The sequence below is a fragment of the Flavobacterium plurextorum genome (assembly GCF_024638035.1).
Lineage (GTDB): Bacteria > Bacteroidota > Bacteroidia > Flavobacteriales > Flavobacteriaceae > Flavobacterium > Flavobacterium plurextorum.
This window is the reverse complement of sequence record NZ_CP100442.1, coordinates 4,798,717-4,811,263: the sequence shown is the minus strand read 5'-3', so window position 1 is coordinate 4,811,263 and position 12,547 is coordinate 4,798,717. Positions and strand designations below refer to the sequence as shown.

The window sequence follows — 12,547 nt, the reverse complement described above, 5'->3', positions numbered from 1 at the left end:
CAACGTTTTTTTTGTAAAAAAAAAGCTGTCTAGTTATAGACAGCTTTTTTGATATAATGTATTTTGGGAGTATTATAATCCTACTATAATGAACTCGCTTCGTCTGTTCATTTGGTGTTCTTCTTCAGTACAAGGTACCCCATCAGAACATTTGTTTACGAGTTGTGTTTCTCCATAACCTTTTCCTGTCAGACGATTTTTAGCTACGCCGTTTTTAATAAGCCAAGCGATAGTTGATTTGGCTCTTCGGTCAGATAAAGCTTCATTGTATTGATGAGTTGCTCTACTGTCTGTATGTGAACGAATATCTAACTTCATAGTTGGATTTTGATTCAATACATCCAATATTTTCTCTAAGTCTAAAGCAGCTTCAACACGAATGTTTGATTTGTCAAGGTCAAAATAAATCATTTTTATTCCGAAGCATTTTCCTAAATCGTCTCCGATAGCAACTTTACAAATGATTTTATCTAAAGCAATTGGCAGATCAGTTTTTCCGCTTACTTTTCCAATATTCACCATAACTTCTTTAGTCGCATAATCTGTTTTCACAGCTCTCACATTATACGATTTACCGCATTCAACTGCAAAGCTGTATTTTCCTTCGGCATTTGAAATCGTTGTACTTACAATAACCTGCTGGCTGTCATATAAAGTAAGTTTTGTTCCCGGCAGTATTATGCCACTTTCAGCGTCTGTAATTACACCAGTTAATTCTTGAATACATTTTAGTCTTCTAGTTTCTAGAAATTTATAAATATCATCAGAACCGTGGCCGCCGGCTTTATTTGAACTGAAATAACCTCTTCTAGTGGCTGGATCAATAATATAAGCGAAATCATCATTAGGCGAATTTATGTCAGCACCAAGGTTTTGAATATCACTTACAGTTCCATTATCTTGCAATTGTCCCACAAATACATCAAGTCCGCCAAGTCCTGGATGACCATCAGAAGCAAAATAAATTTCATTTTCACTGGTTACGTAAGGAAATGTTTCTTTTCCTTCGGTATTAATTGTTTTTCCTAAATTTTCAGGAGTGCCATAACCGCCATTGCTGTTGATGCTTACTTTGTAAATATCCGATTGTCCGATTGTTCCCGGCATATCAGATGCAAAGTAAAGTGTTTTTTCATCAGGGCTTAAAGCAGGGTGGGCAGTACTAAAATTATCACTTGTAAAAGGAAGAGCTGCTATATTAGTCCATTTTCCATTTTCGAGTGTAGCTTTGTAAATTTTGATTAGAGTAACTTTGTTATCATCTTTTCCTTTTTTGCCGTCAATAAAATTGTTTCTAGTAAAATAAACGGTCTTTCCGTCTTTGGTAAATGCTGGAGAAGATTCGTGAAATTTTGTATTTAAGGCAGTTTTTATTTTATTTACCTTAGTCGAACTTCCGCTTTCAGCATCAATATCTGCATTGTAAATATTAGTAAAATATTCACCTGTCCATTTGTGTTTTCTCTGACTGAAATTACCTGTATCTCTAGCTGATGCAAAATAGATTTTATTGTCATATACAAAACTTCCGTAATCAGAATATTTAGAGTTGATTCCGGCATCTTCAATTTTATAGCGACCAGAGTTTAATTTGATTTGATCTAGGTAGTTTACATCTTCTTTATAAAGCTTACCTCTAGAATCGTTTTTATATTTTGTATTAAACTCATTGAGAACTTTATCAGCTTTTGCAAGCTGTCCAGTTGATTTTAAAGATTGTGCGTATCTGTAAAAGTACTCGGCTTCAGGAGACGGATTCATTGCAAAAAGCTCGCCGTACCATTTAGCAGCACCTTCAAATTCAGAATTGAAATAATAAGAGTTTCCGAGTTTTTTAAATAAATCTTCAGACTTATATCCTTTTTCGGCCACCCTTTCATAGGTTTTAATGGCATCAACATAAGCATATCCGTCGTATTTTTTATCACCTGAGTTAACCTTTGACTGCTGTGAATAGCCGTAAAAAATATTTAATATTATTAAGCAAAGGAGCGTATAATTTTTCATAATAATAAGTTTTAGAAGAAACGAGGAGTTGTCATTTTACCATTTTTCTTGAAGAATTCATATCGCAGGAATATCTCATGAGATCCTGAGTTGTAATTATTTAAGTTTGTTGTTTCTCGGTCGTAACCGTATCCTAAATAAAGTCCGTCTGTGATTTGAAATCCAACCATTGCACTTAAAGATGCACTCCATCTATAAGCTGCTCCAACTACAAATTTTTCAAAAAACATAAAGTTGGCAGAAATATCAACTTGTAAAGGTGCTCCTTCAACCATTTTGGTTAATACGGCAGGTTTGAATTTGATATATTGTAATTTATCAAGATCAAATACATAACCGGCCATTAAATAATAATTGATTTTGTCTTTGTAAATAGCTACATCATTATCATCATAACGATTGGTTTCGATGAAATTTGGTACAGATAAACCAATGTAAGCTTTGTCTGAATGCCAGTAAACTCCAGCTCCAATGTTTGGAGAGAATTTATTGCTTAGGTCTTGAAACTGTGGATCGCCTTGATCTTCTGGATTTAGTTTGTTAATATCTAAATTGAATAAATTAGCAGTTCCTTTAATTCCAAAAGAGAGTTTAAAATCTGGCGAAGTTTGTATTGAATATGATAGATCGGCAGAAATATTATTCTCATTTGTTGGACCTATTTTATCATTTACCAGCGAAAGTCCTATACCCAACTTACTATTGTTTATTGGAGTGTTAATAGAGAAACTACTGGTTTCTGGTGCTCCGTCTAAACCAACCCATTGAGTACGGTATAGACCAAAAACACTTAGAGCTCCGCGAGATCCCGCATAAGCAGGATTTATATTTATCGCATTGTACATATACTGTGTATACTGTGCATCCTGCTGTGCATAGCCTGTAAGGGCTACAAACATAATGACGAAGAAAAATAATTTTGTTCTCATAGTAGATGTGTATTATTTAGTTATTACCAACTAACTTTTTAATTCTTTAAAAAAGGTTTTTAAGTTAGTATGAATCTTTATTCAAAAATAAGTATTTTTTTACGAATTGTTATTTAATGCGCTATATATTAATGTTTTATATAGCGCATTTTCTTTGTTGTTTATTTTGAAAGATATAAGTATCCGTCTTTTTTATTATCTTGAACTTCATTATTTCCATTCAATGATTTGTAGTTCAAAATGTAGAAGTACGTTCCAGTTGGTAATCCATCTGATTGTTTGATAGTTGTTCTACCTCTAGATGTTCCATCAAATGCATTGGTTTCATTATTGTAATTTGTGGTTTCAAATACCAATATTCCCCAACGATTATAGATTTCTACAGTGTTTCCTGGATAACAGGTCAAATCATCAATACTATCAATTACGAAAACATCATTTTTTCCATCTCCATTAGGAGAGAAAGCATTATGTACAACTATATTTCCACATGGCAGTACTTTACAATCGTCGTTAATTTCCATGTTAAGAGCAATTGTTCTAGGGCAGCTCTCGTCTTTTATTCTATATTCGAATATGTAATTTCCAAGTGCTAAACCTAAAGTATTAAGTGTACTGCCTTGTAGGGCATTAGTGTTATTTGTGTCAACCCAAGTTCCTGTTGTTGCCGTTCCTTGTGGCAGTAAATTAGACAAGTTTAGTAACGTTGAATCATCATTACAAGCTTGACTTGCAATATTAGTTACACCGTTTGGCAGCACTATGATTGTTACTGTTGCGGTATCACAATTTCCAGGACTTAATTTGTCACAAAGACGATAGGTATAAGTGTAAGTTCCAGCTGGAGTTAAACTTGATACTCTCACATTTCCTAATGTATCGAATGTTATATTAGAATCTGTTTTTACATTACTATTCGTTTCTGTTAATAATGTAAACTCTACAAGATCAAGTGTTGCTCTAGTTAAACCTTTAGTATCGTTACTTAAAACGTTACCTACTAGTCCAAAAGTGTTACAGCCAATATTGCTGTAAGTATCATCAACCGCATTAATTGGAGTTGGCGGTGCTGGATCAACAACTGTTATCGTTACAATTGCAGTGTCACAGTTTCCAGCATCAGCATTTTCACAAATTTGATACGTTAATGTATATGTTCCGCCGGTTGTACCAACTTTTACATCTACAGATCCATTAGGATTTAGTGTTAATGCTCCTGTTGGGTCTGGTGTCACTGTTGTAAGTGTAACATCTGCTGGATTAATTGCATTTCCATTTAAGGTGTCATTTGTATATACATTTACAACATTTGTTGCTCCAGTACCTCCAGAAATTGGACCTGCATTATCATCATTAGCAACAATTGCAAATGTTGGTCTGGCAGTACAGAACGGTTCAGAAGGCGGATAATTTACAGTTATTGTTTCACTTGGATTAAGCGATAATGTAATGTTCGCAGTTGGGCGTAATCCTTCAAAACCGTCAGGCGCTTGAATCCATTGATTGTTTTGGAATACCCATCCTGGCCAGTCAGTACCTTTTCCGTTTGTATCAACTGTAGCTCCAGGCCATAAAACGCGACCACTTAGAGGTAAGTCAGACATGGTAGTTACCACTTTGTTTGCTGCATCTGCCCAAGTTATCGATACGCCATTTGCAGGAGTAAAGTTAACTGGAGTTACAGTGTAATCAAGGTATGGAACATCGTTTATACAAATTGATGATGCAGTGACTGTTATTACCGGTGCTACAATCGTTACTGTTACTGTTGCAGTATCACAGTTTGATGTTGCATCAGCTTCACAAATTTGGTATACCATTGTAAGTGTACCTACTGGTGCATTTGGTAAAACATCTACAGAGCCATCTGAATTTAATTGTAAAAACTCATTTGGTGTTACAGTAGTTATTACAACATCAGAAGCAGTTACTACTACGCCTTCAAGTGTATCGTTTGGTAAAACATTCAAGACATTTTTTGTAATATGATTTACACCAGCAATTGGACCGGCACTATCATCATTGGCAACTATATCTTTAAATTCTTTACAGTTTACACCAAAGTCAGCATCTAAATGAACTAAGTCCTCAGGAGTAACATTTACAATTATACCGCTTTGGCTGGTAGTTTGACATACCGTATGCATTTGCAGTTTGGCAGGTTTTGATGTTACTTTTCTATCTGTTGAGCTTGGAAGTACTTTTACAAGTCCTGTTTCTCCTAAAGCAGCTGCAACAGCATCTAGATTTGCTTCTCTAACTAGTTTAATGTTATATTCTCCATATGGATTTGCTTGTTCTGGTCTATCTCTCCAGAATCCTTGAATTCCAATGATTACTTCAGAATGATATCCATTTGGACCATCAATTATAATATTCGGATTTGATGCGTTTCCAAAACCACCGGCATTTAATTCGCCTGCATTTGATGGACCAACATAACTTCCGTCACCATTAAAATCTATCCATTCCCAAAGACTGTAATCTACAGCACCTTCGGCATCTGGAATATTTTTAGTTACGACACCATCATTGTTAGCATCATACCATTCGTCTTGAACACCATTTCCGTTAGTGTCGTACCAAACATAATCTCCTAAAACAGGAAGGTTTGATTTTCCGTATTCGAAGTTATGAACTTGGAATTCACATTCTTTAAGAGTAGTAAAGAACAAGCTCGAGTCGACAGGGTAAAGTTGATATGCACTATTTAAATTGGCATCTTGAACTTGAACTAAATAACTTCCTGCAGGCATTCCTGTGAAGCTGTACATACCATCGGCTCCAGTTACACGTAGTAAAATTGGTCCTGTGGTAGTACCTTGAGGAATCAATGTTACTGGAACATTTGCAATAGGAGTGTTAGTGTCTACATTTATAATTTGTCCAGATATTTTAACTTTATAATTTGGTTCTGTAATAACTACCGTTGCAGTTGCTGTACAAGTTTCATTTTCACTATTTACTACAGATGTTGCAGTAAGTGTGTATGTTCCAGCTGGTAAATTTGTGTTTCCAACTACTTCGTTATTTTGATTTGTAATAACTACAGTAGATCCAGGACTGCTGGTAACTGCAATTGAACCATCACTTTTTCCTTGGCAGCTTACATTTGTAGCAATACCGCTTACAGAAACTTTATTCTCAACAGTAAAGGTTTGAACTAATTCCGTTTTATTACCTGCACAATCTGTTAAAGTATAAGTTCTAGTTAAAATATATGATTCTCCATTACATCCGGTTCCTCCATTGTTAGTGTCACTTACTGTAATTTTTACAGCTCCTGCACAGTTGTCTGCGGCATCTTTTATGTCAGATGGACTTCCTGCTGGAATGTCTGCGGCACTTTGTAGATTAGCAACATTTGATGGTGCAGTACCAGTTGGAGGTGTAGTATCTCTTACTGTTATAACTTGAGTATAAGAAATTGAATTTCCTCCACAATCACTTGTTGTCCATGTGCGAGTTAAGGTATATTCTGTACCACATTCGTTTTTAACATCGCTTTTAACTTCTTTGAAAACAATTGGTAAATCTCCATTACAATTATCAGAAGCTTCCATATTAAATGGTTCTGGAACAGCGTCACAAGAAACAGTAATATCTGAAGGAAGATTGCCAACGAAAGTTGGTTTTGTAGTATCCTGAATTGTAATTATTTGTGTAAATGTTTCAGAAGTGTTTCCACAATCATCTTTTACAGTCCATGTATTGGTGTAAGTACCGGCATTTCCACATTCTTCAGAAGCTTTAAACTCACCGCTCACTTTATCAATGTTTGAAACATCAGTATCGCAGGCATCAGTTGCAGCAGGGAATAAGGCTTGAGCCGATGCTAGAGCTTCTTTATCACTGCATTCTATGGTTCTGTTTAATGAAGCAGCTTCAGTTGACCAAGTTGGTGCTGTAGTATCTTGGATTGTGATTATTTGTGTGAAAGTTTCAGAAATATTTCCACAATCATCAGTAACCGTCCAAGTATTAGTATACGTTCCAGCATTTTTGCATCCTTCAACAGCTTTAAACTGACCGCTTACTTTCAGAATATTTGTCACATTAGTATCACAGGCATCAGTTGCTGCAGGGAATAAAGCTTGTGCTGCTGCTAAAGCTTGTGTATCACTGCATTCTATGGTTTTGTTTAATGAAGCAGCTTCAGTAGACCAAGTTGGAGCAGTTGTATCTTGAATTGTGATTACTTGTGTGAAAGTTTCAGAAATATTTCCACAATCATCAGTAACCGTCCAAGTATTAGTGTAAGTTCCAGCATTTTTACATCCTTCAGTAGCTTTAAACTCACCTTTTACTTTATCAATATTTGAAACATCTTGATCGCAAGTATCAGTTGCTGTAGGGAACAAAGCTTGTGCTGCTGCTAAAGCTTGTGCATCGCTGCATTCAACTGTTCTGTTTAAAGAAGCTGTTTGCGTTACCCAAGTTGGTTTTGTTTTGTCTTGTACTTTAATTGTTTGACTTACAGGAAGTGAAATGTTTCCACATTCGTCCTTAGCTGTCCATGTTCTTGTAATCGAATAAGAACCCGCACAGTTACCAGGAGTAGTAACATCCTCATAAGTTAAAACAGGAGCATTACCACTATTATCAGTTGCTGTTGCTTGAGTAAAAACTGGCGTTGCAGGACAATTAATAGTAGAAGTTTCTGGTAATGGATTTATTACTGGTTTAACAGAATCTCCATCGATAATAGTTACTGTTTTTGTGACAGTACATAAGTTAGCATCTTTAACCGTAACGATATATGTTCCAGCTTTAAGACCTGTAGCTGTAGCACCAGTTTGAACAGGAGTTGTGTCCCAAGAATATGTGTAAGGGCTTGTTCCTCCTGCTGGAATTACAGTTGCAGAACCTGTTGTACCTCCACCACAAGCTACATCAACTTGAGTTGTAGTTGCACTTAAAGGATCTTGCGGCTGACCAATTGTAATTTCACATTTAGTAGTGTAATTTAATTTATCGGTAACTGTTACAGTATGTAAACCGGCAGTTAAAGCAACGGCAGTTGCAGTTGTTTCGTCATTATCCCATTTATAAGTATACTCGCCATTTCCTCCAACAGCTGTTACTGTAGCTTTACCAGTATTACCACCGTAGCATTTTACGGTTGCATCTTGTTGTATACTGCAGGATAATACATTTGGTTGTGTAATTTCTACAGTACATTCTGTAAAACAGCCATTTATATCTGTAACTTTTACACTATGCATTCCTGCGTTTAGTGCTATGGCTTTTTGTGTAGTTTCACCATTATCCCAGAAGTAAGTATAACCAGGAGTACCGCCAAGAGCTGATACAGTAGCTTCACCATTGCTTAAACCGTTTGCAGTTACTGGTTTGTTTTGAACTACAGAACATGAAAGAGCTTGAGCAGGTTGTCCAACGGTAATTGTTTTAACAGCTGTACATCCGTTTGCATCCGTAACCGTTACTTCATAAGTTCCAGCGCCGATTCCAGTTAAATCCTGAGTTGTTGCAGCAATTGCATTATTATCTTTTTTCCAAGAATAAGTATACGTTCCAGTTCCTCCCGTTACAGTCAAATCAATAGCTCCGGTTAATTGTCCAAAACATTTTACATCAGTTCTAGAAGTTTCAGCAATGTTTATTGCAGCAGCAGGTTGTCCAACGGTAATTGTTTTAACCGCCGTACATCCGTTTGCATCCGTAACCGTTACTTCATAAGTTCCAGCGCCGATTCCAGTTAAATCCTGAGTTGTTGCTGCAATTGCATTATTATCTTTTTTCCAAGAATAAGTGTACGTTCCAGTTCCGCCAGTAACAGTCAAATCAATAGCTCCGGTTAATTGTCCAAAACATTTTACATCAGTTCTAGAAGTTTCAGCAATGTTTATCGCAGCAGCAGGTTGTCCAACGGTAATTGTTTTAACCGCCGTACATCCGTTTGCATCCGTAACCGTTACTTCATAAGTTCCAGCGCCGATTCCAGTTAAATCCTGAGTGGTTGCAGCAATTGCATTATTATCTTTTTTCCAAGAATAAGTATACGTTCCAGTTCCGCCAGTAACAGTCAAATCAATAGCTCCGGTTAATTGTCCAAAACATTTTACATCAGTTCTAGAAGTTTCAGCAATGTTTATCGCAGCAGCAGGTTGTCCAACGGTAATTGTTTTAACCGCCGTACATCCGTTTGCATCCGTAACTGTTACTTCATAAGTTCCAGCGCCGATTCCAGTTAAATCCTGAGTTGTTGCAGCAATTGCATTATTATCTTTTTTCCAAGAATAAGTATACGTTCCAGTTCCGCCAGTAACAGTCAAATCAATAGCACCGGTTAATTGTCCAAAACATTTTACATCAGTTCTAGAAGTTTCAGCAATGTTTATCGCAGCAGCAGGTTGTCCAACGGTAATTGTTTTAACAGCTGTACATCCGTTTGCATCCGTAACCGTTACTTCATAAGTTCCAGCGCCGATTCCAGTTAAATCCTGAGTTGTTGCTGCAATTGCATTATTATCTTTTTTCCAAGAATAAGTATACGTTCCAGTTCCGCCAGTAACAGTCAAATCAATAGCTCCGGTTAATTGTCCAAAACATTTTACATCAGTTCTAGAAGTTTCAGCAATGTTTATTGCAGCAGCAGGTTGTCCAACGGTAATTGTTTTAACCGCCGTACATCCGTTTGCATCCGTAACCGTTACTTCATAAGTTCCAGCGCCGATTCCAGTTAAATCCTGAGTTGTTGCTGCAATTGCATTATTATCTTTTTTCCAAGAATAAGTATACGTTCCAGTTCCTCCCGTTACAGTCAAATCAATAGCACCGGTTAATTGTCCAAAACATTTTACATCAGTTCTAGAAGTTTCAGCAATGTTTATCGCAGCAGCAGGTTGTCCAACCGTAATTGTTTTAACAGCTGTACATCCGTTTGCATCCGTAACCGTTACTTCATAAGTTCCAGCGCCGATTCCAGTTAAATCCTGAGTTGTTGCAGCAATTGCATTATTATCTTTTTTCCAAGAATAAGTATACGTTCCAGTTCCGCCAGTAACAGTCAAATCAATAGCTCCGGTTAATTGTCCAAAACATTTTACATCAGTTCTAGAAGTTTCAGCAATGTTTATCGCAGCAGCAGGTTGTCCAACGGTAATTGTTTTAACCGCCGTACATCCGTTTGCATCCGTAACCGTTACTTCATAAGTTCCAGCGCCGATTCCAGTTAAATCCTGAGTGGTTGCAGCAATTGCATTATTATCTTTTTTCCAAGAATAAGTATACGTTCCAGTTCCGCCAGTAACAGTCAAATCAATAGCTCCGGTTAATTGTCCAAAACATTTTACATCAGTTCTAGAAGTTTCGGCAATGTTTATCGCAGCAGCAGGTTGTCCAACGGTAATTGTTTTAACCGCCGTACATCCGTTTGCATCCGTAACCGTTACTTCATAAGTTCCAGCGCCAATTCCAGTTAAATCCTGAGTGGTTGCAGCAATTGCATTATTATCTTTTTTCCAAGAATAAGTATACGTTCCAGTTCCGCCAGTAACAGTCAAATCAATAGCTCCGGTTAATTGTCCAAAACATTTTACATCAGTTCTAGAAGTTTCAGCAATGTTTATTGCAGCAGCAGGTTGTCCGATTGTAATTGTATCAATAGTGCTACATCCGTTTGCATCCGTAACCGTTACTTCATAAGCTCCAGCGCCGATTCCAGTTAAATCCTGAGTGGTTGCTGCAATTGCATTATTATCTTTTTTCCAAGAATAAGTATACGTTCCAGTTCCACCCGTTACAGTCAAATCAATAACGCCAGTTAATTGTCCAAAACATTTTACATCTGTTTTAGTTTTTGTAATAGTTACCGCAGCAGCAGGTTGTGTAATAACAACTCCGTTTATGTTTGCAGAACAGCCATTGGCATCAACAACTTTTATGTTGTAAGTTCCAGCAGTTAAATTCTGTAAAGTATTTGTTGTTGTTTCGCCGTTGATATAGTACTTAAATGGAGCTGTTCCATTTGTTACATTTATCTGAATTTTACCATCATTTCCACCATTACACTTAACATTGCTTGTTGGTCCTAGTGCAACAGTGTAAAATGGAGGTAAAACGATATTAGACGTTACAAAGTCTCTATTAGCATACCACCAAGTATTTATGGTATTTAAATTTCCATATTGTGGTGAACCATTATTACCATTATCAAATCCATTCCATCTATGGCAGCCGCCAGGAGGTGTACTGTTAGGTGTACATCCAGTTAGATTTAACTTTGCATCAAAAGTACCTCCGGTATAAGTAATGTTACTGTCATCCCAATAAAATTTTAAGATATATCCAGCTGGAGCAGCTGGTCTAACAGTTGTACATGAAAAACCATATTGATTCTCTTCTACGTCATACATTGGAAAATGAAAAGCAGCTTGTCCGAAAGAAACCACTATAGGAATTGTAGTGCCTTGCGCGATGGTATTTCCTAAACCGTCTTTACCATTCCATGGAACACTAACAGCATATGGTGGAGCACCTGATGCAGTTACACTTTGTGTGGTTAGTACATCTTTGGTACCTGGAGTATAAACACCGTCACCGCCATTAAAATCTAATAATATTTCAATTGTTCCGCTTTTAAAAACGCTTATATTAATATTGCTTTCACCAATACCGCAGTTGGTAATTCCATTAATTTGAATATTGCCATTATAGGTTCCGTTTTTCCATATATTAATATCAGGATCATTTAAGAAAACCTCGTATTTTGGGCTCATTTTTGTTGCGTCTGAAGCATTGTAAACACTTTTTTGATCAGTTGCTGTGACTCCAGAATTTCCTGGTCCTGTATTATTAAAAGCAACGTTAAAATACCAAGGTCTAAAACCTGCACCATTAAAATTGATTTTATTTACGAAACCATTTTGGGTAACAGCCCCAGTTGTAGAACCGTTGTCAGGAGCAAAAACATAGAAAGCACCATTAAAATCGGTGTTAACATTATCCATTCCAAAAGCCCAGCGTTTTGAATAAATACGTCCGAGAATTGAGTTGTTTGAACTATTCGCAACTGTGATATCGTAGTAATTGTAAAAAATTTGATCACCAGTATTATTAGGGTTTTCAAATTCAATCCAATAATCACCAGCTGGCATACCATTAGGATTAAAAACTATAGGAGTATAACCAGTCGCAGAAGTGACTCCATCAACTCCAACTGGCCCACTTTGGGCTCTTGAAAGACGTTGAGATTCATTACCTGTAATATTTGATGAGCCACTATCTAGAGTATAGTTGCTAAAAGCTACAGTTCCATCTGGTTTCATGATTCTAAATCTAGAATTAATTTCATCGCCAGTTGGAGTTGATCTTCTAGCTCTGCTAAAACCCAAGTATACTTTTTCACTATTTGGGTTTTGAATTCTAATATACAAGCGTTGTACATCTGTAGAGCCATATCTAGCAAAATTTCCATATTCATCACTGTTTATACATAGTGATGCCCTATTGCTTGTGCTCGTAGTTGTTTGTTTACTACCTTCTCCGCCATAAACATTAAGAAACAAAGTACTTAATACAAAACTTAGAAGGATTTTTATTCTGTTTTTGAAAGTAAAGTTTTTCATATTAAAAATTTTAATATTGAT

General features: G+C 36.5%; 3 protein-coding genes. All 3 read right to left on the bottom strand.

The genetic code is table 11. The features are described 5' to 3' along the window. Nucleotides 1-72 precede the first annotated feature (72 nt). The 3 genes from NLG42_RS20860 to NLG42_RS20850 all read right to left on the bottom strand — a co-directional run bounded on the left by NLG42_RS20860 (nt 73) and on the right by NLG42_RS20850 (nt 12,526). On the bottom strand, nt 73-2,007 hold the full coding sequence (locus NLG42_RS20860) for an OmpA family protein (protein ID WP_257682222.1): 1,935 nt from the start codon (nt 2,005-2,007) through the stop codon (nt 73-75). An 11-nt stretch (nt 2,008-2,018) separates the two neighbouring features. Continuing rightward, on the bottom strand, nt 2,019-2,936 hold the full coding sequence (locus tag NLG42_RS20855) for a PorP/SprF family type IX secretion system membrane protein (protein ID WP_089059156.1): 918 nt from the start codon (nt 2,934-2,936) through the stop codon (nt 2,019-2,021). Between the two features lie 161 nt (nt 2,937-3,097). After that, a complete protein-coding gene (locus tag NLG42_RS20850) occupies nt 3,098-12,526 on the bottom strand; it encodes a T9SS type B sorting domain-containing protein (protein WP_257682221.1) in 9,429 nt (3,142 codons plus the stop codon). Nucleotides 12,527-12,547 lie beyond the last annotated feature (21 nt).